This is a genomic window from Arthrobacter sp. 210 2, from assembly GCF_059093025.1.
The window spans coordinates 580471-603632 of the sequence record NZ_JBNHIE010000001.1; the positions used below are offsets into that span (position 1 = coordinate 580471).

General features: G+C 65.9%; 22 protein-coding genes. 12 read left to right on the plus strand and 10 right to left on the minus strand.

Annotated features, from left to right (window positions below):
* Window positions 1-6 precede the first annotated feature (6 nt).
* A complete protein-coding gene (locus AC5RWA_RS02720; protein ID WP_494056468.1) occupies window positions 7-420 on the minus strand; it encodes a DUF7793 family protein in 414 nt (137 codons plus the stop codon).
* Between the two features lie 56 nt (window positions 421-476).
* Between AC5RWA_RS02720 and AC5RWA_RS02725 the strand changes: the two genes are divergently transcribed.
* Window positions 477-1814, plus strand: coding sequence for a cation:proton antiporter (locus AC5RWA_RS02725; RefSeq protein WP_494056469.1), 1338 nt, complete (start codon window positions 477-479; stop codon window positions 1812-1814).
* Window positions 1815-1881: 67 nt separating this feature from the next.
* Here AC5RWA_RS02725 and AC5RWA_RS02730 read toward each other — a convergent pair whose 3' ends face one another.
* From AC5RWA_RS02730 to AC5RWA_RS02750, 5 genes are all read right to left on the minus strand, one after another.
* Window positions 1882-3255: an MFS transporter gene (locus tag AC5RWA_RS02730; protein WP_494056470.1), complete on the minus strand. Its 1374-nt coding sequence runs from the start codon at window positions 3253-3255 to the stop codon at window positions 1882-1884.
* A 39-nt stretch (window positions 3256-3294) separates the two neighbouring features.
* The gene (locus tag AC5RWA_RS02735) at window positions 3295-4770 is read right to left on the minus strand and encodes an NAD-dependent succinate-semialdehyde dehydrogenase (RefSeq protein WP_494056471.1); all 1476 of its coding nucleotides are present in this window, start codon (window positions 4768-4770) and stop codon (window positions 3295-3297) included.
* A gap of 20 nt (window positions 4771-4790) precedes the next feature.
* On the minus strand, window positions 4791-6041 hold the full coding sequence (locus tag AC5RWA_RS02740) for an iron-containing alcohol dehydrogenase (RefSeq protein WP_494056472.1): 1251 nt from the start codon (window positions 6039-6041) through the stop codon (window positions 4791-4793).
* 164 nt (window positions 6042-6205) lie between these two features.
* Window positions 6206-8170 carry a helix-turn-helix domain-containing protein gene (locus AC5RWA_RS02745; protein WP_494056473.1) on the minus strand — a complete coding sequence of 655 codons (1965 nt, stop codon included), beginning with the start codon at window positions 8168-8170 and terminating at the stop codon, window positions 6206-6208.
* Window positions 8171-8262: 92 nt separating this feature from the next.
* On the minus strand, window positions 8263-9783 hold the full coding sequence (locus AC5RWA_RS02750; RefSeq protein ID WP_494056474.1) for a SulP family inorganic anion transporter: 1521 nt from the start codon (window positions 9781-9783) through the stop codon (window positions 8263-8265).
* Between the two features lie 177 nt (window positions 9784-9960).
* On the opposite strand from AC5RWA_RS02750, the gene AC5RWA_RS02755 reads away from it, so the two are divergent.
* Window positions 9961-10362 (plus strand): VOC family protein, encoded by a 402-nt coding sequence (locus AC5RWA_RS02755; protein ID WP_494056475.1) that lies wholly within the window; start codon window positions 9961-9963, stop codon window positions 10360-10362.
* A 133-nt stretch (window positions 10363-10495) separates the two neighbouring features.
* Window positions 10496-10822, plus strand: coding sequence for a hypothetical protein (locus tag AC5RWA_RS02760; protein WP_275726116.1), 327 nt, complete (start codon window positions 10496-10498; stop codon window positions 10820-10822).
* 21 nt (window positions 10823-10843) lie between these two features.
* Here the strand turns inward: AC5RWA_RS02760 and AC5RWA_RS02765 are convergent, their stop codons facing one another.
* Complete coding sequence (locus AC5RWA_RS02765; RefSeq protein ID WP_494056476.1) at window positions 10844-11587, minus strand: SDR family oxidoreductase; 744 nt, start codon at window positions 11585-11587, stop codon at window positions 10844-10846.
* A 407-nt stretch (window positions 11588-11994) separates the two neighbouring features.
* A complete protein-coding gene (locus tag AC5RWA_RS02770) occupies window positions 11995-13677 on the minus strand; it encodes a sensor histidine kinase (protein ID WP_494056477.1) in 1683 nt (560 codons plus the stop codon).
* Window positions 13678-13906: 229 nt separating this feature from the next.
* Here AC5RWA_RS02770 and AC5RWA_RS02775 point away from each other — a divergent pair, with 229 nt between their 5' ends.
* Both AC5RWA_RS02775 and AC5RWA_RS02780 read left to right on the plus strand, forming a co-directional pair.
* Window positions 13907-14743 (plus strand): alpha/beta fold hydrolase, encoded by an 837-nt coding sequence (locus tag AC5RWA_RS02775; RefSeq protein ID WP_494056478.1) that lies wholly within the window; start codon window positions 13907-13909, stop codon window positions 14741-14743.
* Complete coding sequence (locus AC5RWA_RS02780; RefSeq protein WP_494056479.1) at window positions 14740-16530, plus strand: sensor domain-containing protein; 1791 nt, start codon at window positions 14740-14742, stop codon at window positions 16528-16530. Before AC5RWA_RS02775 ends, AC5RWA_RS02780 begins: the two co-directional genes overlap by 4 nt.
* Before the next feature lie 145 nt (window positions 16531-16675).
* Here AC5RWA_RS02780 and AC5RWA_RS02785 read toward each other — a convergent pair whose 3' ends face one another.
* Window positions 16676-16999 (minus strand): hypothetical protein, encoded by a 324-nt coding sequence (locus AC5RWA_RS02785; protein WP_079596497.1) that lies wholly within the window; start codon window positions 16997-16999, stop codon window positions 16676-16678.
* Window positions 17000-17217: 218 nt separating this feature from the next.
* Here AC5RWA_RS02785 and AC5RWA_RS02790 point away from each other — a divergent pair, with 218 nt between their 5' ends.
* The 3 genes from AC5RWA_RS02790 (at window position 17218) to AC5RWA_RS02800 (ending at window position 19088) form a co-directional block, all read left to right on the plus strand.
* Window positions 17218-18375, plus strand: a complete 1158-nt coding sequence (locus tag AC5RWA_RS02790) for a hypothetical protein (RefSeq protein ID WP_494056480.1) — start codon at window positions 17218-17220, stop codon at window positions 18373-18375.
* The gene (locus AC5RWA_RS02795) at window positions 18327-18584 is read left to right on the plus strand and encodes a hypothetical protein (protein WP_494056481.1); all 258 of its coding nucleotides are present in this window, start codon (window positions 18327-18329) and stop codon (window positions 18582-18584) included. The genes AC5RWA_RS02790 and AC5RWA_RS02795 overlap by 49 nt, the downstream gene beginning before the upstream one ends.
* A gap of 87 nt (window positions 18585-18671) precedes the next feature.
* Window positions 18672-19088 carry a hypothetical protein gene (locus AC5RWA_RS02800; RefSeq protein ID WP_494056482.1) on the plus strand — a complete coding sequence of 139 codons (417 nt, stop codon included), beginning with the start codon at window positions 18672-18674 and terminating at the stop codon, window positions 19086-19088.
* On the opposite strand, the gene AC5RWA_RS02805 is transcribed toward AC5RWA_RS02800, so the two are convergent.
* A complete protein-coding gene (locus AC5RWA_RS02805) occupies window positions 19081-19422 on the minus strand; it encodes a thioredoxin domain-containing protein (RefSeq protein ID WP_494056483.1) in 342 nt (113 codons plus the stop codon). The two genes, AC5RWA_RS02800 and AC5RWA_RS02805, sit on opposite strands and share 8 nt — an antisense overlap.
* A 153-nt stretch (window positions 19423-19575) precedes the next feature.
* Here AC5RWA_RS02805 and AC5RWA_RS02810 point away from each other — a divergent pair, with 153 nt between their 5' ends.
* The 4 genes from AC5RWA_RS02810 to AC5RWA_RS02825 all read left to right on the plus strand — a co-directional run bounded on the left by AC5RWA_RS02810 (window position 19576) and on the right by AC5RWA_RS02825 (window position 23135).
* On the plus strand, window positions 19576-20793 hold the full coding sequence (locus AC5RWA_RS02810; protein WP_494056484.1) for an MFS transporter: 1218 nt from the start codon (window positions 19576-19578) through the stop codon (window positions 20791-20793).
* 17 nt (window positions 20794-20810) lie between these two features.
* A complete protein-coding gene (locus AC5RWA_RS02815; RefSeq protein WP_494056485.1) occupies window positions 20811-21515 on the plus strand; it encodes an esterase/lipase family protein in 705 nt (234 codons plus the stop codon).
* Window positions 21512-22444, plus strand: coding sequence for an LssY C-terminal domain-containing protein (locus AC5RWA_RS02820; protein WP_494056486.1), 933 nt, complete (start codon window positions 21512-21514; stop codon window positions 22442-22444). The genes AC5RWA_RS02815 and AC5RWA_RS02820 overlap by 4 nt, the downstream gene beginning before the upstream one ends.
* Before the next feature lie 133 nt (window positions 22445-22577).
* Window positions 22578-23135 carry an alternate-type signal peptide domain-containing protein gene (locus AC5RWA_RS02825; RefSeq protein ID WP_494056487.1) on the plus strand — a complete coding sequence of 186 codons (558 nt, stop codon included), beginning with the start codon at window positions 22578-22580 and terminating at the stop codon, window positions 23133-23135.
* The last annotated feature ends 27 nt before the right edge of the window (window positions 23136-23162 follow it).

The window sequence follows — 23162 nt, forward strand, 5'->3', positions numbered from 1 at the left end:
CGGGCGTTACCGCTGCGGTGCCGGCGAACCGCCGGGCGGAAGCGGGCTGTCCGTTTGGAGCAGCCAGTCCAGGGCGCCTTCGCGGGACGTGAAGAAGCGGGTAGGACACGGCAGCGTCTGCCGTTCAATGGTGAAGTTGGCAATGATGCGGTCCACCGGGCTGGAACCAAGCAGGGCAATCCGCGAAGCGGCGCACGGGATCTGGAAAGCGGACTTGGCCTGGCGGGTCACCGCTTTTGTGGTCCCCATGTCCACCAGCATGGGGTATTCGGACCCTCCGGAAATTTCGTTGACGGTGGCCATGGCCGCGTGCACGTCATCGCTTTCCAGAACAATTCCCGGTCTCCAGGAAAGGTGGATGATTCCGTCGGCACCGAGTTTTACAGTGCCTTTGCCGCCATCAACAACGATTGGTTCCATTTCTCTGCTCCCCCAAAATACTGATCAGCCACTTTTAGCGGCATGCAACAAACTACATGGGTACGTGGCTGTATGGCGCCAGCCCAGAGGCGGCGGTAGCTTTGGAGTACTGTTCCTTCGAAGCAGCCGAGGTGCCGGAGGTACCGCCGATGCAGGGCTTGTCCACGTCATTGGTCCTGATCGCCCTGCTGGCTATCGCAGCGCCCCTTGCGGCGCGCTTCCTGGACCGGGTGGTCAAGGTGCCGATTGTGGTCTTCGAGATTGTCCTCGGCATCATGCTCGGTCCCAGCCTGTTGGGGTGGATCCAGCCCACGGAGTTCATCGACACGCTGGCGCAGTTCGGGCTGGCCATGCTCTTCTTCGTGGCCGGAAATGAGATTGATTTCGCCGTGATTCGGGGACGGCCGGTCAACCGTGCCGCCGCCGGCTGGGTCATCTCATTGGCGGCAGGCATCGGCGCCGGGTTTGTCCTGGGCCCGTCGCCGGCTGCTGCCGTGATCATCGGGGTGGCCCTGTGCTCCACGGCGCTGGGTGCGCTGTTGCCGATTCTCCGCGACGCCGGCGAATTGAGATCCCCGATGGGTATCGCGGTCACGGCACTGGGTGCGGCGGGGGAGTTTGGCCCCCTGGTGGCGATTTCGCTGTTCTTCAGCGGCAGGGAGTTGGGGCCTGCCACGGCGGTGCTTCTCGGGTTTGTCCTCCTGACCGGCCTGGCGATCTTCCTCGCCTCCCGGGCACGGCACGCGCTGCTCCACTCCCAGGTCACCCGGACCCTGCACACCAGCGGCCAGTTCGCCGTCCGGTCCATCATGTTCATCCTGACCGTGCTGGTGGTCCTGAGCATGGTGGTGGGACTGGACATGCTGCTGGGTGCCTTCGCCGCCGGGGTCCTCTGGAAGGTGGCCATCGCACGGGCCCCCGAACAGGACCGGCACGTCATCGAGACCAAAATCGACGCGGTCGCCTTCGGGTTTTTGGTGCCCATTTTCTTCATCGACACGGGCATCGACTTCGACCTGCGCGCCCTCACCGCCAGCCCGGCCGCCCTGGCACTGGTCCCGCTGTTCCTGCTCCTCCTGCTGGTGGTCCGCGGCCTGCCGTCGCTGCTCGCCGCCCCACCCAAGTCAACACCCGCCGATAAACGGGCCATCGTGCTGTTCGGGGCAACGGGACTGCCGATCATCGTGGCGGTGACCGCCATCGGCCGGAACGAGGGTCTGATTTCCAGCGGAATCGCGTCGGCACTGGTGGGAGCAGGAATGCTCTCCGTGCTGCTGTTTCCGCTGCTCGCACTCCGCCAGCAGCGCCGCAGACCGCCGGGACGCCTCCGCGGCCCAAAGAACTCCCGGCGGAAGGTGGCCCGGGTTGATACCTCTGGTGAAGCACCTCAGTGAGTGACGGTTAACGGGATGTACGACGGCGGGCGTGCCGCCGTCGTACGTCCCAACCTCTCGTGGGGTATTACTTGGTGCCGATGCCCTGCTCGGCGGTCCGTGCGTTGGTGTCGTCCAGTTCCTGGGCGGCGGTGATGCGCCGGTCCAGCTTTGCGAGGGTTTCCGGTGCCAGGAGCGTGGCCACAACGGTGATGACGCCGATCACGCTGAAGTAGAGGATCACCCAGCCGGGCTCGCCGTTTCCGGCGTTCAGGAGCGCTACCGCGACCAGCGGAGCGACGCCGCCCGCCAGGACGGAGCCGAACTGGTAGCCCATGGAGGCGCCGCTGTAGCGCAGCTTGGTGGAGAACAATTCAGAGAAGAAGGCAGCTTGCGGTCCGTACATGGAGTTGTGGAAGACGGCGAGCCCGATGACGATGGCGAGCGTTGCCAGCAGTGCGCTGCCGGTGTCGGTCATCACGAAGTAGAGCGGGAAGAACAGGAGTCCGCCGATCGAACCGAACAGGTAGAGCGGCTTGCGTCCGATCTTGTCCGAGAGGATGGCCCACAGCGGGACGGCGATGACGCCGATGCCCGAGGCGATCAGGACGGACAGCGTTCCCTGGTTGGCGCGCTCTGCTCCGAAGGTCCTCATGATGTAAACCACCGAGAACGTTGTGTACAGGTAGAAGGCCGAGTTTTCTGCCAGGCGCATGCCGACGACGAGCCAGATGCCCTTGGATTCCTTCTTCATGGCTTCGCCCAGCGGCTTCTTCGAGGTCTGCTTCGTCTCAAGAAGTTCCTTGAAGTCGTCGGAGTCCTCAAGCTTGGCGCGGACGATCAGGCCGATGACAATCAAAACCACGCTGAGCAGGAACGGCACGCGCCACGCCCAGGCGTCGAAGACTTCTGCGGGCACGGCCGACTTGACGATCAGGACGCTGGAGTTGGCGAGCAGCATGCCTGCCGGGACGCCCATCTGCGTGAAGCTGCCGAAGAATCCGCTGCGTCCGGGAGGGGCGTGTTCGATGGAGATGACGGCTGCGCCGGCCCATTCGGCTCCGGCGCCGAAGCCCTGGAGCAGGCGGAGCACCGTCAGCAGGATGGGAGCCCAGACGCCGATCTGGGCGTAGGTGGGCAGCAGCCCCATGGCCAGCGTGGCGAAGCCCATGATGAGCAGGGACAGTACGAGCATGGGCTTACGGCCGATTTTGTCGCCGAAGTGGCCGGCGAACATGCCGCCGAAGGGACGGGCGACGAAGCCGACGGCGTAGGTGACAAAGGCCAGGAGGAGCCCGGTCGCCGGGTCCTGTTCGGGGAAATAGAGCCTGCTGAAGACGCCTGTCGCGGCGAGCAGACCGAAGATGTAGTAGTCGTACCACTCAATGGTGGTGCCTGCGAAGCTGGCCAGCGGTACGCGCCACGCTGCCTTCGGCTTGGCTTTGGTAGTGGAGATCGTCATTGGTCTTTTCTTTCGGATGGAAACGAAGGGAGCGGCGGGCTACCAGTCGAGGGCGATGTACTTGGTTTCGGTGAAGTCCAGCAGGCCCTGATGCGCGCCTTCGCGGCCGAGGCCGCTTTGCTTGACTCCGCCGAATGGTGCTGCGGGATCGGAGACGAGTCCCCGGTTGAGGGCCACCATGCCGCTTTCGACGCGTTCGGAGACCCTGAGTCCGCGGCGAAGGTCTTCGGTGAAAACGTAGGCTGCGAGGCCGTACTCGGAGTCGTTGGCGGCGGCGATGGCTTCGTCTTCGGTGTCGAAGGGGATGACCGAGGCCACCGGCCCGAAGATTTCTTCACTGACCATGCGGGCCTGGAGCGGCACGTTGGTGACGACAGTGGGCGGGTAGTAGTAGCCGGCCCCGTCCACGGCCTTGCCGCCGGCGAGGAGCCGTGCTCCCTGGCTGACCGCGTCGCGGACCAGCGAATCGACTTTGCGGACGCTGGCCTCATCCACCAGCGGCCCCACCTCGGTATCGGCTTCGGTACCCGGACCCACGCGCAGTGCGCTCATCCGTTCGGCCAGCCGGCGGGCGAACTCGTCGTGGATGCCGCGCTGGACGTAGATGCGGTTGGCGGCGGTGCAGGCCTGGCCGCCGTTGCGCATCTTGGCGACCATGGCGCCGTCGATGGCCAGGTCGAGGTCCGCGTCATCGAAGACGAGGAAGGGCGCGTTGCCGCCAAGTTCCATGGAGCACTTGAGGACATTGTCGGCCGCCTGGTGCAGCAGGTGCCGCCCGACGCCTGTGGAGCCGGTGAAGGACAGCTTGCGGACCCGGGGGTCGGCGAGGATCGGGGTCATGACCTCGCTTGTTTTGCTCGTGGTGATGACGTTGACCACGCCGGCGGGGGTTCCGGCGTCGAGCATTAGCTGGGCGATCGCGAGGGAGGTCAGCGGCGTGAGCGTGGCCGGCTTGAGCACGGCCGTGCAGCCGGCTGCCAGCGCGGGTGCCAGTTTGCGGGTGGCCATTGCCGCCGGGAAGTTCCATGGGGTGATCAGTACGCAGACGCCGATGGGCGGGTGCTGGACAAGGATCCGGTTCGAGCCCGACGGCGAGACGGACGCATCCCCGATGATGCGGACCGCTTCCTCGGAGTACCAGCGGAAGAATTCGGCGGCATAGGCCACTTCGCCGCGGGCATCGGCAAGGGCCTTGCCGTTCTCGAGGGAGATGAGGTGGGCGAGCTGCTCGCTGCGCTCGGTCATCAGTTCGAAGCAGCGGCGCAGGATCTCGGCGCGGCGGCGCGGGGGAGTTGCCGCCCATTCGGGGAAGGCTGCTGCCGCGGCGTCCACGGCTGCGAGGCCGTCTTCGACGTCGGCGTCGGCGATGCCGGTGATGATGGAGGCATCGGAGGGGTTGATCACCTCGACGAGGTCACCGCCGGCCGCGTGCTGCCAGTTGCCGGCAATCAGCAGCTCGCGGGGCACCGTCAGGCCGTCAATGTCGAGGGGTTCGAGGGTGGAAAGAAGTGTCATGTGGAAGTCCTTGGTGCTGGTCAGCGGATGGTGCGGTCGCCGGTAAAGGCGGCGTGGACGATGGAGGTTACGGCTTCGAGGTCGAGGGGCACAGGGTTGTTGTCGATGAGCCGCTTGGAGTTCAGAGACAGCTTGGCCACCTGTGCGAGGTCGCCTTCCTGCAGGCCGAGGTCCTTCAGGGTGGGGGGCAGCTCGATCGCGGCGATGACTTCATCGATGGCCTCCACGCCTGCGACGGCGGCGGCGCGCGGGTCCAGGCCCTTGGTGTCGCGGCCCAGGGCTTCGGCAATCTGTGCCAGCTGCGGCTGGATGGCCTGGAAGTTGTGGCGGACAACGTAGGGGAGCAGCAGGCCGACGCCTACACCGTGGGGAGTGTGGGTCAGTGCCCCCACCGGGTACTGGATGGCGTGTGCCGCGGCGGTTCCGGCATTGCTCAGGACGACGCCGCCGTACAGTGCCGCGAGCATCATTCCGGCGCGGGCCTCGATGTTTTCCGGGTCCTTGTAGGCAGTGACGAGGCTGCGGCCCACCAGTCCAATGCCGTTCAGGGCAATGGAATCGGTCAGGATGTTCTTGCCGACGAAGACCCGCTCAGCGGCGAGCTCGGGGGTGGGTTCCCGGGTGATGGCGGTGAAGGACTCCACCAGGTGGACCAGGGTGTCAGCGCCGGTGGCGGCCGTCAGGGGCGCGGGGCAGGAGTAGGTGAGTTCGGGATCGCAGACGGCGGCGAACGGGATGATGTGCGGGCTCGAGATGCCCATCTTCATGCCCAGGTCAGGATCGGAGACGACGGCGATGGCCGTCGCTTCGGAACCGGTGCCCGCGGTGGTGGGCAGGGCGATGACCGGCTTGGTGGGCCCGGGAACGGCAAATTCGCCGTAGTAGTCGCTGGGCTTGCCACCGTGCGTGAGCAGTACGGAGACGACCTTGGCCATGTCCATGCAGCTTCCGCCGCCAAAGCCGATGATGACGTCGATGTCCTGGCCTTTGAGCTCCTCAACGCAGGCCAGGATGCCTGGCGTGGGCAGCTCGGCCTGGGTGTCTCCGTAGACCGTTACGGTCAGGTGCCGGTCCTCGAGGCTGCGGACCAGGGCCTTGAGCTCGTCCGAGGCGGCCAGCCGCGGATCGGTGCAGATGAGGATGTTGGTGCCGAATTCGGCTGCGATGCCGGCAATTGCGAAACGCTGCCCGGCGCCGACGACGACGCTCCGGGGCAGGCGCAGGACGCCGAAAGTTGCGGGACGGATGCCCGCTGCATGCGCACACGACATTGTGAATGACTCCTAAAGATGGGGTTGGCGGGCTGCCTGACAGGTGCCGCAGAAACCAGCATTCCAGAGCCGCGTGATGGTCACCATGTAGATGTGCGCCACACAAAAAGCGCGCTTATGTGCGCGGGCGCCATGTGTGTCCCGGTGGAGGGCAGAACAGCTGGTCAGGCGCCGGACGTGACCCCGGACGTCTTTATCCTCCAGAGACGCAGCGCCACCTGGACGTCGAGGGAACGGCTTCCCCGGCGCCACGTGGCACCGATCAGGGCGTCGATCCGGTCCAGCCGCTGCCGGAGGGTGTTGGGGTGGATGTGGAGGGCGTCGGCCGTCTCCTGCATGGCCCCGCCTTTTTCCTGGAACATCCATGCCGTGAGGACCAGCTGCGTTCCGCGCCGCTCGTCGTAGCCCAGGAGCGGGCCCAGCTGTGCTGTCAGGAGTTGTCCGGCGAAGGGGCTGTCCATGGCTCCGAGCAACATCCCTGCGGTGCCCAGGGCGGCGCGGTCCGCTGCCTCGCCGTCACGCGAGAGGGCCTGAAGTGCCCGCAGGACGGTGTGGGCCTCGGTGTGCGCCGCCGACAGGCCGGCAAAGCCGGTGACCGGTTCCGATGTCCCCACGCTGGAGGTGATGCGGCGCCGCTTGAGCTCTTCGATGATGGACCGGCCGTTGTCCCCGGCGCCGGTTCCATCAGCTCGTCCCGTGCGCCGTTCGAAGGGTTCGATGATGCACAGGTGCGACTCGTGCAGGGCAATGATTCCCGGGGTGCCCTCTGCCCGGAGCCTCAGCACGGACAGCGCCCGCTGGCGCTGGTCGTCAGCGACCCCCACCACGCGCACCACGAGCTGAAGGTGGTTTGCGAGGCCGAACTGCCCGGCCCTGCGCGACAACGCCTCCGCATGTTCAGACCGCGGGCTGAGCAGGTCGTCGATGAGTTCGAGCTGCAGCCGGTACTGCGCGTCCTGGAAGGTGCGCTCGAAGAGCAGGGACACGCTGAGCACCAGGGCGCTGCGCTCCAGGACAGCAAGACGGGCCGGGCTGAGTTGCTCTGCGACGATGAGCGTAGCCAGGTGCTGGTCGCCCGCAACAGCGGACATGGCCGTGTACTTCCTGCCCGTGACCTCGAACTGCACCGCCGAGCTGTTTGCCACAGATTCCTCAGCCGCCCTCAGGGCCGGAAGACTCGTGAAGTCACTGTCCGGCGCGACTCCCGCCAGCGGCTCGCCCATGGGGGAGACCAGGAAAACAGGGGCGCCCAGCGATTCGGCCAGCAGGCTGAGCAGGTGCGGGAGGCTGCCGGTGGAGGCAAGGGTCTCCATGAGCCGCCGGTCAAGGGATGAAAGCTCTTCCAGGTCCCGGACATGGGCCAGGTTCTGCTGCTGTGCCTGGTCCAGCCGGGCGAGGGCATGGGCCATTTCGCTGAAGTAGCGGGCGTTCTCCAGCGCGACGGCGGCGTGTGTGCCGATGGATTCCATCAGGGCAACGTCGTCGCTGCTGAACTGGTGCGGGTGCCTGTCGGCCACCAGCAGCGCGCCGATGACTTTCCCTTCGGCGCGCAGCGGAACACCCATGATGGCCCGGACGCCCTCCGCGGCAACGGCACTGTCGCTGGACTCCAGGTGGGATTTGGTTTCGTCCAGGAGATAGTCCGCGCTTTGAGCCGGTGCCTCACCGGTGGCCACGGCGCCGAGCACGCCTTCGCCAAGCGGCATGCGGATGTTGCGGAACAGCGCCGTGGTTGCACCGTCGGTCACACGGACGTAGGACTCGCCGCTGTCGTAGTCGTTCAGGCTCAGGTAGGCGATGTCGCTGCCGATGAGCGACCTGGTGCGCCGGACGATGGCTTTGAGGACCGCCTCGACGTCGCGTATGCGGGTGAGGTCGGTGGCTGTGTCGTAGAGGACGCGCAGCAGGCCCTCCCGGCGGCTCGCCTCCCACAGCCGGGCATTCAGCCGGCGTGCGGCCGCAGCGGTGGACTGGCCGATGGCTCCGTCGTCCAGCCAGTCGGACAGTGTTGTCTCGAGCTCGGCCGCGGAAATACCGCTGTCCAGCATGGCCATAAGCCGGCCAGCGCTCCTGGCGCCGGGTGACGGTCCTCCTCCGGCGTGGATGGCAGAACTGTCATCGGCGCGCATGAACATAATGCTAGCCGCGGCAAGCCCGCAGGAAAGCGGACGACGGCGGGCGCGTGCCGCCGTCGTACGGCCCCACCTTAGTGGCTGTTGCCTTAGTTTCCTGCGCCCAGCTTGCCGGCGAGGCGTTCACGCATGAGCGTGCTGGCGTCATTGAGGCCGATGATCCTGACCTCCTTGCCGTGGTGACGGTACTTCTCGGTGATGGCGTCCAGGGCAGCGATGGTGGAGGCGTCCCAGAGGTGGGAGGCGTGCATGTCGATGACCACGCGCTCCGGGTCCAGGGCGTATTCGAACTGGGTGAAGAGGTCGTTGGAGGAGGCGAAGAACAGCTCGCCGTTCACCGTGTAGGTGGCGGTCTCCTGGCCCTCGATGTCCTTGACGGTCCGCTCGACGGTGACGAAGTGCGCCACCCGGCGTGCGAACAGCACCATGGCCACCAGCACGCCGGCGCCGACGCCAATGGCCAGGTTGTGCGTGGCCACCACCACGATGACCGTGGCCACCATGACCATGGTTTCGCTCTTGGGCATCATCTTCAGGGTGCGGGGGTGGATGCTGTGCCAGTCGAACGTGGCCCAGCAGACGAAGATCATCACGGCCACCAGCGCGGCCATCGGGATCACCGAGACCACCCCGCCGAGGGCCACCACCAGGATCAGCAGGAAGACGCCGGCCAGGAACGTGGAGATCCGGGTCCGGGCACCCGAGGCCTTGACGTTGATCATGGTCTGGCCGATCATCGCGCAGCCGCCCATGCCGCCGGTGAAACCGGTGACGATGTTGGCCACACCCTGGCCCCACGCCTCGCGGGTCTTGGAGGAGCGGGTGTCCGTGACATCGTCCACCAGCTTGGCGGTCATCAGCGATTCCAGGAGCCCGACGAAGGCCATGGCCAGCGCGTACGGGAAGATGACCTGCAGCGTCTCGAGGGTGAACGGGACGTTGGGGATGAACAGGGACGGCAGGGACTCGGGCAGGTCGCCCTTGTCCCCGACGGTGGGGACCGTGATGGACGCGAACACCGTAATGAGGGTCAGGACAACGATGGCGACCAGCGGGGCCGGAACCACGGTTGTCAGCCTGGGCAGCCCGAAAACGATGAGCAGAGCAAGGGCGGTGAGCGGGTAGACCAGCCACGGGACGCCCAGGAGTTCGGGGACCTGGGCCATGAAGACCAGGATGGCCAGGGCGTTGACGAAGCCCACCATCACCGAGCGGGGGATGAAGCGCATCAGCTTCGCGACTCCGGCAAGTCCCAGGATCACCTGGAAGATCCCGGCCAGGATGACGGTGGCCACCAAGTAGTCCACGCCGTGGGTCTTCACCAGCGGGGCGATCACCAGGGCCACGGCGCCGGTGGCCGCGGAGATCATGGCCGGCCGGCCGCCCACCACAGCGATTGTCACGGCCATGGTGAAGGACGCGAAGAGGCCCAGCCGGGGGTCCACTCCGGCGATGACCGAGAACGCGATGGCTTCCGGGATCAGGGCTAGGGCGACGACGAGGCCACCCAGGACCTCGGTCTTCAGCCTCCTGGGGGACCTGAGTGTTTCCCGCACCGACTGGAGCTGTTCGGGCGTAGAGGCAGGGACATTCCCGGCGGTGGCGGCCATTGCTGGCTCCGTTCGTGGTCTGGAAGACGCACGGCAGCGCCCTCGCACTGTTCGAAGAAATGGTCTGTTCGAAGATTGAAGGGGCGCAGCACCGCGCCGGGGCGGCCTTTGTGGTGCGGCCGCTCCCGGTCAATTCTACGTGGCCGGAACGGGCCTTATGCGGGGTACTGTGGCGGGATGGAGATGCGCCTTGAAGTAGTGCAGGTACCGGTGGCTGACGTGGACAGGGCCAAGGCCTTCTATACGGAGAAGCTGGGTTTCGTGCTGGACCACGACGTGGAGCACATCCCCGGAATGCGGGTGGTGCAGCTGACCCCGCCGGGATCGGCGGCGTCAATCGTCATCGGGACGGGCATGACCTCCATGGTGCCGGGCAGCCTCGAGGGGCTGCAGCTGGTTGTTCCGCACATGGACACCACGCGGACCGAACTCCTGGCACGAGGTGCAGGCATCAGCGAGGTCCAGGACATGGGCGGCGTGCTGTTCGCCTACTTCTCGGACCCGGACGGCAACCGCTGGGTCATCCAGGGCGCGATTCCTCCCGGCATCCGGGATGCGCATCTGCAGGACCAGGCCTAAGCGGCCCTGCCGCGGCGCAAAATTGCCTGTATCTTGAGCAAACCGCGCTGACCTGTGGCAGCGGCATGGCTATGGTGAATTTACGGGTTTAAGCATCCGGACCGTTCGAAAACTGCATCGGGAGCAGCTCCCCATGCCACAGCGCAAAGCAACGCGAATCTGGCTCACCGCCGCCCTGGTTACCGCGGTGGTGCTGGGCGCGGTCTACTACACCCAGTCCACGTTCATTGCCAGCGGCGACCTCAGCGATGCCTGCCTTGCCGCCGGCCAGGAACTAGACCTGAACTACCGGCTCCGGCATCCGCGCGACGGCAGTGCGGTGTTCCCGCTCCACAACAGATGCAATGCCGTGTCGGACCTGGTCCCGGAGTGGGTGAACCCCACGCTGAGCCTGATCGCCGCAATGCTCTCCCTGGCCCTGGTGGGCCTGCTGTTCAGCCGCATCCGGAAGCACGCCTAATTTTTTGGCGTTCAGGTCCGCTTAAACGGCGCCTTCCAGCCACTCCAGGAACGTCTGGCGTCCGACGGCGGCACCCTCCGCCGGGACCAGCGCGCCATGGCGCATGGCTTTCCCCATCGACCCCGGGAACGGGACCTCGACGATCCTCTTGCGCCGGCCCGTCTTATCCAGATAAGCGCGGACCAGGCGGGCGAGCTCCTCGGTGCGGGGGCCGCCCAGGTCGGCGATGCGTCCCTGCGGACCCGCCTCGGCTGCCGCAACCAGGGCTTCCGCCACCTCGCTGGCCGCCACGGGCTGGGTGAACATTTTGGGAACCAGCACCACCGGGCCTACGGAGGCGACGTCCGCCGTCAGCGGTACAAACTCATGGAACTGGGTACAGCGCAGGAGGGTCCAGGGCACGTCCCCGTGCCGCACCGCGTCCTCCTGCGCCAGCTTCCCGGCGTACAGGCCGGACGTCGCATGGTCGATTCCCACGATCGAGAGTGCCAGGTGGTGCCCTACACCGGCCTTCTTTTCCGCGGCGAGCAGGTTCTGGGTGCTGTTGGTGAAGTAGTCCACGTTCTTCTTGGTGGCCATGGACTTGATGCCGGACACGTCGATGACCGTTTCCACGCCCTGGAGGGCCTGCTCCAGGCCCTTTCCGGTCACCAGGTCAATGCCCTCGGAGCGGCTCAGGCTCACCACCTCATGGCCGCGCGCGCTGGCCTGCTCCACGACATAGCGGCCAACGGTTCCGGTTCCCCCTGCAACGGCAATCCTCATACAAGAAATCCTAGGACTCTTCCCGGCCGGTGCTGGGACGTCGCTTGGGTTGATGGCGCCGATGAAAGCAGCAACATATTTCTGATAAGCGCTGTTGTGGTGTTTGTTGGCAACCTTATGGCGACTTTCGGGGCTGCTTGGCGGTGCCGGCTTCGTGACACCGCCAAGCGCTGAGACCATCGGTTGCCCGACTCAAGGCCTGTGGGCTGCTGGGCCCAATTCCCAGGTGCACCCCCATGCGCTCCAGGCCTTTCACCAACTACTGTGCATGCCGTAGCTCAAGGACCTCGGCACGTTCGCTCAAGAAGCCCTCAAGAGTTCCTCAAATCCTGCCCGCGGAAGGCGCCGGTGGTATGGGGGCAGCGATAGCCCGTGCCGCCGTCGGACGCTGGCATGTCCTGCCCCTCCTAAGCTGGGCTGTACGGCAGGGACAAGGTGACCGTGGTTCCCTTCCCGGGTGCGGTGCTGAGGCTGATGGACCCGCCATGGCCCTCAACGATGGTCTTGCTGATGGGCAGTCCCAGGCCTGCTCCGGGGATGGCCGTGTCCCGTGACCGTTCGGAGCGGAAAAACTTTGAAAAGGCGTGTGCGGCCTCATCCCCGGTCATCCCGATGCCGGGGTCGGTGATGGAGCAGACGAGGCCCTGGCCATTGCTTCGGAGGCTGGCGGTGACTGTTCCGCCGTCCGGGGAGTACTTGATGGCGTTGGACAGCAGATGCTTGAACACGTGGCGGATCCGGCCCGGGTCCACCCGGGCAACCAGCGGCTGGCTGGCCTCCATCACCAGGCGGAGCCCTGAGCTGGCCGCCCGCGGCCGCATGGATTCCACCACTTGAGCCAGCAGGTGGGTAATGTCAGCTTCCTGCACGGAGAGTTCCACGCGGTCGGATGCGACGGCGATCAGATCGTTCACGAGCGTCAGCAGATGCGTCGCGTTCTTGTGAATGATGAGCAGTTCGGGCTCGATCTCCTTGTGGTCCGGCTCGTCAAGCACGATTTCGAGGTAGCCGAGGATGGAGGTCAGCGGGGTGCGCAGCTCGTGCGAAACCGTGGCCACGAAGTTGTCCTTGGCCTTCAGTGCGTTGATGAGTTCAGTGACCTCCGCAAAGGTAACCACGGCGCCAGTACACACGCCTTCCGCTGAACGAATGGGGGAGGCGCTGACCGAATAGGCATGCTGGTCATCGCTTGTGCCGGCGTAATACAACTCGTCAGTAAACTCTTCGCCCTTTGCCGCCCTGATATTCGGCAGGCGTTCCGTGGGGGCTTCGCTTGTGCGGTCGGGGAGGAACAGCGGCCGCCGCCCTGTTGCCAGTCCGGCCAAGGCAGGGTCCACCTCCAGGGCCTTGTTCGTGAGCACGCCGCGTCCGTCCTGATCGATAACCCAGACACCGACGTTGATCGAGGACAGGACTGCATCGAGGAGCTGCTGGCGGCGGATGCTTTCGGCCAACGTGTCTGCCAGCTCCCGGTCCTTTTGGGTCAGCGTCTGATGCTGGTTGATAAGGGCGCGCGCCACGAAGTGGGCGGTGAGGGCGACGCCGGCCATGATCAGCGGAAGGAAGATGGTGCGGATGGCGGAATCCTGCGCGTCGTCCCGGCCCATGGCGAATGCCGGAACGGTGGCGCTCAGCAGCACGCCGAGGATCGCCAGCAGCACGCCGGGACGCCCGCGATTAACGGAAAGCCGGATCACAGGAAAGACCAGGAGCAGGCTCAGGACACTGAATTCCGGGCCGCCGGCCTGCCGGGTGAACCCGATAGCCACGCAGTCAAGGACGGGAACTACTGAGAAGACGGCGGACGGCAGGCGATGCCACGGAACAATGGCGGCCAGTGCGAACAGTAAGGCGTGGCCTGCCACGGCTGCCTGGAAGGCAGGGTCCTGCAACGTTGCCGGGCTGAACACCCCGGCTGCTGCCACCAAAAGGACCAGCATGATGGCCAGCGGTAGCTGCCCGGCGGCGGCCTGCCACCGGCCGCCACCAGTGCCCAGCAGGGGCTCGGCGGCTCCTGCCCACGAACCCCCGGCTGTTTGCCCCAGACGCTGCCGCCACTCGAAGACAGTCCCGCCTTTAATATCCTGCATCCGACTCATCTGTTCCCCCCGGCACAGACTAAAATAGACAGCCTCCGGCTACTTGAAGTGCTGCTGCCCACAGCCTACCTGCCGGCGTCCGGCCATAAAGGAAGCCCAGCGTTCGTTGGCTGAGGTTACCTGCAAAATTCGCGCAAGCCGAACCGGGTCCTAGGATTCCGCATCACCCCGCCGCTAATATCAGGAAAAGCACAGTCACCTTATTTAAGGGCGAGTGAATATGGTCGAAGCAGCAACCGCCGCCGTTTCATCGGTGATCCGCCGGAACAACGTCACGGTGACGGGCAATGCGGAGGGGCCGGTGATGCTGTTCGCGCACGGTTTCGGCTGCGACCAGGACATGTGGCGGCGGCTGCTGCCGTACTTCGCCGACGACTACCGGGTGGTGCTGTTCGACCATGTAGGTGCGGGCCGCTCCGACGCCGCGGCCTACAACCGTGCCAAGTACGGGACGCTGGACGGTTACGCAGCGGACCTGCTGGAGATCTGCGCCGCCCTGGAACTCCAGGACGTCATCCTTGTTGGGCACAGCGTCAGCGCAATGATCGCCGTGATCGCGGCGGTGCAGGAACCCGGCCTGTTCTCCCGCTTGGTGCTGGTTGCCCCGTCCCCCCGCTACACGGACGATCCCGACGACGGCTATGTGGGCGGGTTCTCGCAGGCTGACATCGAGGGCCTGCTGGACTCACTGGACAACAACTACTTCGCCTGGGCCGAGGCTTTGGCGCCGATGGTGATGGCGAACCCCGAGCAGCCCGGGCTCGCCGAGGACCTGCGGAGCAGCTTCTGCCGGACCAACCCGTCCATCGCACGCCACTTTGCCAGGGTCACGTTCCTGTCCGACACACGCCAAGTGCTGGACGAGGTAGGCACCAGCAGCCTGATCCTGCAGTGCTCCGACGATCTGCTTGCCCCGCCGGAGGTGGGCGACTACCTGAACCGGCACCTGAGGCACAGCACGCTGGTGCACCTGCAGGCCACCGGCCACTGTCCCCACGTCAGCGCGCCGGAAGCAACCGCCCGCGCCATCCAGCAATATCTTGCTGCGAGCCCATGACAAGCGTGCCTGGCCCGGAGCCTGTTGGCTTCGAGGCGCTCTTCCACCAGGCACCCTGCGGTTACCTGGTAACCGACGACGGCGGCCGCATCACCGCGGTGAACGGCACCTTCCTGCACTGGTCCGGTTACAGCCTTCCGGACTTGGTCGGTTCCGCCATCCAGTCACTGATGCCGGTGGGTGACCAGATCCTGTATTCCACCCACTGCATCCCGCAGCTTGGTATTGCCGGTGCGGTGTCCGAGGTTGCGGTCGAAATTATCTGCGCTGACGGCAGCCGCCGCGCTGCCCTGCTCTCGGCATCACGCAGTCCGGCATCCGGGCAGCAACCGGCCACCGTGCGCATCATCATCTTCAGTGCACACGAACGCCGCATGTACGAAAAAGAACTGGTCTCGGCGCTGCGGGATGCGGAGGAATCCGAAGCCCGCCGCGCCGAAGCTGAGCGTGAACTGCAGCGGCTCGCCCTGCAGGACCCCCTGACCGGCCTTCCCAACAGGGCCGGGCTGAAGGCAAAGCTGGATGGATTCCTTGCAGCCAGGCGTGCCGGGCAGGGCACGCTGGCGGCTTTGTGCATCGACCTTGACCACTTCAAGGCGGTCAATGACAGCCTGGGGCACGCAGCGGGGGACGAGCTGTTGGTCGCCGTGGCGCGGCGCCTGGTCCCTGCCGCGGGGAAGCAGGCCACCGTTGCCCGGCTGTCCGGCGACGAGTTCATCGTTGTGGACATTTTTGCCGGGACGGATGAAGCAACGGCACGGGCCGCGCGGCTCCTGGACGTCCTCCGGGCCCCGATGCTGATCGAGGGGCTGGAGATTGTGACGTCCGCAAGTATCGGCGTCGCGGTTGCCGGCGAGGACGGCGAAACCACGGACGATTTGGTCCGCCGCGCCGACATCGCGATGTACCGGGCGAAATCGCTGGGGCGGAGCCGCTGGGAACTGCACCAGCCGGCAGAATCCGACCCCACGGCGGACCGGCTCCGGGCCCTCGCCGAGCTGCGCCACGGCATCAGCGAGGGCGCACTCCGGCTGCACTACCAGCCGCGCGTCGATCTGCGCACCGGCCTTGCCGTTGGCGTGGAGGCGCTGGTCCGCTGGCAGCACCCCTCGCGGGGACTCCTCGCGCCGTCGGAGTTCATCGGGATGGCCGAGGAATCGGGCCTGGTGCGGCCGCTGGGCGCATGGGTCCTGGAGGAAACGCTGCGGCAGGCCGAAAACTGGCGGATCGAAGACGCTGGCGGGTCCAGGCTTGAGGTGGCGGTCAACCTGTCAGCCCGCCAGTTGAACGACCCCGGGCTGGTGCCGATGATTGAACACGCCCTCCGGCTGCGGAGGATGGATCCTTCGCTCCTGGTCCTGGAAATTACCGAGACCGCCCTGATGGACGATCCCGGCGGCGCCCTCGACCAGCTCATGGCCCTCAAGGACCTCGGCGTCAGCCTCGCCGTTGATGACTTCGGCGTCGGCTACTCCAGCCTCACCTACCTTAAGAAATTTCCCATCGATGAGTTGAAGATCGACCAGTCTTTCATTATGGGGTTGGGAACCGACACCGGCGACGCGGCGATTGTGACCAGCTGCATCGACCTGGCGCACGCTGTCGGCATCCGGGCCGTGGCCGAAGGCGTGGAGACCCCGGGCCAGGTCCAGGTGCTCAGGGCAATGGGCTGCGACTATGCCCAGGGCTACCATTTCGCCCGCCCGCTGCCGGCTCCGCTCCTCAGGGAATGGCTGAAGGCCAACTCCCAAGGACAGCGCCCGGATTCCAGCCCGGTGCTGAGCTGAAGTCCTGAGAAGGCCCCTTTAAACCCAAAAGCACAGCCACCCGTCTATTCAGGTACAGCTGCGCTCAAGGGTTTGGGTCAAGAAAAGTTTTGGGTGGCGAACCCGGGGCCCGATGCTGGGCGCTGTGGGTTGCCGTTGCCTTGGCCTATGCGGCCAGGCGGGTGGCTGCTGCCGGAGCCTTCCGCCGCGGTGCCAGGACGCTGATGGTGCAGGGCGCCTGCTGCGGATCGATTTTGGCTGGCAGATGGTGGGTTTCGGAACAGGCCCGGAGCATCTCCAGGGCTGCTTCATCCACCCACGCGTGGGAGATATCGAGTTCCAAATCCAGGCCTTCCCTGAGGGAATTGGCCCGCTTTGCTACTACATATAGGGCGTTGACGCTGTGGACGGTGATATGCCCCTTTGCAATCACCTTTGCACGTGCGTGGTCGAGATCGATACGGACAACAATGTTCAGCTTAGAGTTCAAGTTGTAAAGCCTTCCCCGGCATTGGCTGCGACGCTGCAGCTTCTTGCTATGGCCGTTTGCATCAGCCTCATCCAGAGTAGGGGGCGAATGTGACCCACGCAACATGGTGACGTTTATTACATTGGATGGTCTTTTCATTACCCCGCGCTGGCCTGTGAAAGAAGGGGGGGGGGCTGGCAGCCTTTCGCTTCCGTCCGGCCCGGGTGGATCATGTAGCCATGGGCAAGCGCGTGAGCGATGGCCTGGGGGATGCCAAGAAGGACAACGACGACGCTGACGTTGCGGAAGTGCCGGGCAGGCCCCCGGACCACGCCGTGGTGTTTGTCCATGGCATGGGCCGGGCCCTCAAAGGCGGCACCCTGCAGGAGTGGGCCCAGCCGCTGATGCTCAGCCTGCACGATCTGTCCCTGGACCTGGTCCGCGGTGACGTCCCGTGCCCGCACCTGGTCATCACCAAGGCCAATGCGGTGGGGGACGCGCCGGAGGTATGGGTGAAAGTGCTGTGCGGCTATGCGGACGGCAGGCCGGACTACCTCACTGTCCTCATGACGGAGGCGTCCTGGGGCAGGGACTTCGAGCCGGCGTCGGCCGCGTCCACTTACTCCTGGGCGCTGCGCACCGCCCTGCGCGTCTACAAACGGTCCGTGCAGCTGATCAGGTGGAACCTCTATCCCGGCCGCCGGCGCAAGCCCCGCATTGCTCGCGGCCCGGCTGCGGCAGATGCTGCTGACGCTGATCGCGGCGTCTGCCGGGTTCTTCATCCTGCTGGCCGTGCTGGTGGTGCTGCTGCTGATCATCGTGCTGGCCTGGATTCCGGGCCGGGCCGGTGGATCGGGAAAATCGTGTCCCTGTTCGCGGACTTCCTGGGCGATCCGCAGGTGTGGAAGCGCAAGCCGCTGCAGGCGGCCGCGATGCGGCAGCGTGTGGTGGACACGCTCCAGCGCTGGGACCACGACGGCGGGACGCAGGTGACGGTGGTGGCGCACAGCCAAGGTGCCGCGATCACCGGGCAGGTCCTGTTCCAGATCCAGGCGCGGGCCACCAACTTCGTCAGCGTGGGCAGCGGCCTGGACCTGCTGGGCTACGCGCAGTGGGGCGGCGGAACGGGGAGGACCCGGTGGACTGGCTGGCCAACCCGGACCGGCTACGCTGGATCAACGTGTGGGGCAAGTTCGACTTCGTCCCCGCCGGGCCCATTTCCACGCACGAGAACGGGCTGCTGCCCGTGTTCGGAAAGCTCTATGCGCGGGACACCGCAGGCGACGGAGGGCCCGGCCCGGAGGAGCACCCGGTGTACAACAGGTCCGGGCGCATCTACGACCACATCGTGTACTCCAGCAGCCGGGTGGAGGTGCTGGATCCGCTGGCCCGCCTGATTTTGGACCCGCCGGCAGACCTGCACGGCCTCGTGCTGCGCGGGCTCGACGGCGACCGGCGGCTCCGGCCGCACCGCGTGATGGTCAAGAGCCTGGGAGTGACCCGGCTAATCTCGATCCTTACCGCTGCGCTGAGCGCCCCGGCCGCGCTCGCCTGGCTGGGTTCGCAGGACTGGGCGCGGAACCGGGTCCAGTGCGGCCCGCCCTGAGGTGGCCAGGATCCGTGGTGGTCCTCCTGGCTGTGCTCGGGCCCGTCCTACCACTGGGGGGACTGGGAAAACTGGGGTGTGCTGGCGGTGACCACCGCCGTGTTCGCTGCTGTTCTCATCGGACTGCTCAACGGGCCAGTGTGGGGTGTGCTGCACAACCGGCTGCAGCGCATGCGGAAGCCGTCCTTCCGGCAATCCAGCGACCCCACCCGCAATCCGCCCGCCAACGCGTGGTGGTACGTCACCTGGTACCTGCTGATCGTCACCGCGGTGGCTGTGGCCGTGCCCTTCATGCTGGCATGGCCGGACCCCTGGGTGCTGGTGGTGGTGCTGGTGGTTGCGCTGTGGGCGCTCTGCTTCACGCGCACGAGCATCAGCGGGTTGCCGACGCGCACGGGTGAAATGCGGGACACGAAGGAAGCCCGGGGCACCCAGGAAGCCCCGGACACGCAGGAAGTGCGGCCGGAACCGCCGCGGACGGCAGCGAGCCTGCCGCCTAACTGATGACGGGGATGCTCCCGGTTAGCACTGTCACCGGGGCGGACGACCAGCGCTCGCGTTCCGGCTCGTAAGAGATCACCATCGAGACGTCGGTTTCCTTTGCCTCGTCGATGGCGAGCAGCAGGGCGTCCTCCATGTGCCGCGCATACTCGAGCCGTTCGGCCAGGGTGCCCTGGAGGTCGGCGTCGTCAATCAGCACATGGCCCTTGCCGTCCACGATGACCTTCAGGGAATACCCCTGGTCCTCATGGAGGGATCCCCGGGTGGATGAAATTTCGGTGACTCTGTCTGCCCGGACCAGCCCGTTGCCGAGCGTGCGGATCCAAACTTCACCCATCGAATGACCTCCCCTTGGCTGTGGGCGCGGAACAACGCCCCATAAGTCGAACGCTACTCCTCCGCGGGTCATTTGTGACCCCCGAATTTGCGCTGATGTGTCCCGGGCCGTACGTGGGAATTGCCTGCTGCTCCCGGCCATAAAATAAATCTGATGACTTCCCCCGAAAACCAGCAGCCCTTCAGCCTGCGCAGCATCGCCGTGGCCGCGTTCGGGCCCACTTTGCTCTACGGAATCGGCACCGGGGCCATCTTGCCGGTGGTGGCGCTGACCGCCCGGGACCTGGGTGCCTCGGTGGCCGTCGCGGCGCTGATCGTCACGCTGATGGGGCTGGGATCCTGGTTCTTCAACCTGCCGGCATCCCTGGTGACCCTCAAGTTCGGTGAGCGGTGGTCCATCGTGGGTGCCGCCGTCGCTGCAGCTGTAGCGCTGGCGGCAGCGGGACTGACCTCGCTGGTGCCCGACGGGCTCTGGCTGCTCGCGGCGGCGATGGCCGTCGTCGGCATGTCCGGAAGCGTTTTTGGCCTGGCCCGCCAGAAGTACCTCACCGAGGCTGTGCCCGTGCAGTTCCGGGCGCGGGCGCTGTCCACGCTGGGCGGCGTGAACCGGATCGGCGTGTTCATCGGCCCGTTCCTGGGTGCGGCCGTGATGCAGTTCTCCGGCATCGGCGGTGCCTACTGGGTGGGTGTGATAGCCATGGCGGCCGCCGCGCTGCTGTCCCTCACCATCCCGGACCTTGCCGCGGTGGGCGTGCCCGCCGGCGGACACAAGGGTCCCGAGCCCACCCTCCGGAGCGTCGCGGTGTCCCATGCGGGCGTGTTCCTCTCGCTGGGTGTGGGCATCCTGCTGCTGAGCGCACTGCGATCCTCACGGCAGGTGGTGATCCCGCTGTGGGCCGACCACCTGGGCTTCGACGCCACCTCCGCCTCGCTGATTTACGGCCTGTCCGGGGCGATCGACATGCTGGTGTTCTATCCCGCCGGCAAGCTCATGGACCGCAAGGGCCGGCAGTTTGTCGCCGTCCCGTCCACGCTGCTGATGGGCACGGCGCTGCTGCTGATTCCGCTGACCGGGTCCTTTGTGGGGCTGCTGCTGGCGGCGCTGCTGATCGGGTTTGGCAACGGCATCAGCTCAGGGCTGGTGATGACGCTCGGCGCGGACTTCTCGCCGGACCGCGGGCGGGGCCAGTTCCTGGGGCTGTGGCGGTTCATGGCCGATGCCGGGTCCACCGGCGGGCCGGTCCTGCTCTCGGGGGTGACGGCGCTGGCCTCCCTGGGCGCGGGGATCTCAGCCACGGGTGTCCTGGGGTTCGCGGCGGCGGCCGTGTTCGCCGTCGTCATTCCACGGCTGAAGCACCGCCGCAACTACTGACCCGTTATCCTCATCAGATGAGTGAAACGGGGGCGCCTGCCCGGAGCAGTCCGCTGCAGAAGGCCGTGTGGTGGGCGCAGGACTACGTCTATGCCGCGGTCTGCCAGGTCCAGGGCATGCTGTCCCGGGTGCAGCCGGGCTCCTTCCACCAGGGCCACCGCACCCCGGTGCTGATCATCCCGGGCGTGTACGAGAACTGGCAGTTCATGATGCCGCTGATCCGGTCAATCCACGACGCCGGCCATCCGGTCCACGTGGTCACGGTCCTGCAGCGCAACAAGCTGGACGTACCCGTGGCGGCGCGCCTGGTGGCGCAGCACCTTGAGGAGGCCGGGTTGCGGGACGCGGCGATCGTGGCGCACAGCAAGGGCGGGCTGATCGGCAAGTACGCCATGCTGAACCTGGACCCCGAGGGCCGGATCTCCCGGATGATCACGGTGTGCACGCCGTTTTCCGGGTCCCGGTACGCGAAGTACATGCTGCTGCCGAGCCTGCGGATCTTCTCGCCCAGCAACGCGCTGACCCTCCAGCTGGCGCGTGAGGAAGCCATCAACAGCCGGATCACCTCCATCTACGGCCCGTTCGACCCGCACATCCCGGAGGGCAGCGTCCTTCCGGGTGCCACCAACATCGAGCTGCCCACGGCCGGGCACTTCCGGATCCTTGGGGATCACGAAACGGCCCGGATTATCGTGGAGCAGCTGACCCCCGACGAGCCGTGAGCCGCGTTCCTGATCCCGGCGGAAGGTACGACGGCGGGCGGCCAGTTCCGCACGAGCCGGACCATTCGCGTTCCAAGAACGGGGTGGAGCGGCGTCAAAGCCGGTGGGCAACCGTCCTGGCAGTGCTGCAGCGGCTGCTCTATCTGGTGGTTACCGTCGCGGTGGGCTGGGCAGTGTGGTTTTTCCTGCTGTCGCGGCTCTCCCGCGGGCCCGAGCAGGCCTGGGTGTTCCTTCCGGTATGGCTGATTCTTGCGTACGCGCTGCTGCCGCGCATCCACAAAATCCTGAGCAGCCTGTACATCCCGGACTACTTCATCGGCAGGACCCGGACAGGCGACGGGGTCCTGGGCGACCCCGTGAACCTGGCCGTGGTGGGGACGGGGGAGGAGCTGCGGAAGGCGATGCTGACTGCCGGCTGGGTTGAAGCCGACCCCATCACCCCGGCCACTGCGTGGCGCACCCTGACATCCACCCTGTTGGGCAGGAGCTACCCGGCGGCGCCCGTCAGTTTCCTGTACGTGTTCGGCAACAAGCAGGACTTGGCGTTCCAGCGCGAGATCGACGGCAACCCCCGCAAGCGCCACCACGTGCGGTTCTGGAAATGCCCGGCCGGCTGGATGCTGCCCGGCGGGCTGTCCGTGGACTGGGTTGGCGCGGGCACGTATGACAGGAGCGTCGGACTGTCCCTCTTTACATTCCAGATCACGCACAAGATCGCCGACCGGACCGACGAGGAACGCGACTTCATCATCGAGACCCTCCGCGCGGCCCGCGCCGTGGAGTCGGTGCACGTGATCCTCAACTACTCCAGCGGCTACCACCACCGCAACGGCGGCGGCGACGCCATCCGCACCGACGGGCACCTTCCGATCATCGACCTGTACGAGCCGGGTCGGCCGGGGAGTTCCAAGCCAGGCAGTGACAGCTAAACACGCAGGTCAGAGGCCACTTTAGCCTTCAATTTCTTGAGCAAACTTTGACGGTTTCCCCCCAAAATTCCTGATAAAGCCCATGCATTGTTGTTCCCAGCTAGACCACACACAAAAGTCTGAGGGACACATCATGAAGAACAGCACCCTGATCAAGGGAACCGCAGCCATCGCCGTAGGCGCAGCACTGCTGCTGGGCGGCGGCGGAACGTTGGCCAACTGGAATGCCGAAGCTTCCGCGACGCCGGGCACCATCGTTTCCGGTGACCTCAACGTTGAGAACAAGGTAGCGGGTGTCTGGACTGACGGACTCGGCAAAGATATCACCCCTCAGATTGACGCCGGCACCTACCTAGTTGTCCCGGGTGACAAGCTCACGTTTAAGCAGGAGCTGGCTGTAACGCTCTCGGGTAATAAGATGGCAGCGGAAATAACGACCGACGGCATTGATGAGACCAGCGGTTTCTTGGCAAAGAATGTCAGCGTCTCCGAGCCCGTTCTGACCGTTGGCACCGCTGAGATCAAGAACCCCTTGACGCCGACCGGCAGCACCCAGACGGTAACCGCCACCATCACGTTTGATTTCCTTGCCAGCACCACTGAGCGCGACAGCGTGAATGCAAGCTATGACTTCAAGGATGTCGCATTCAAGCTGACACAGGTGAACTCGACAGGTGACGGCCTGTCCTAGTCTGACGCGGGCGGGTGGCTGAACCGC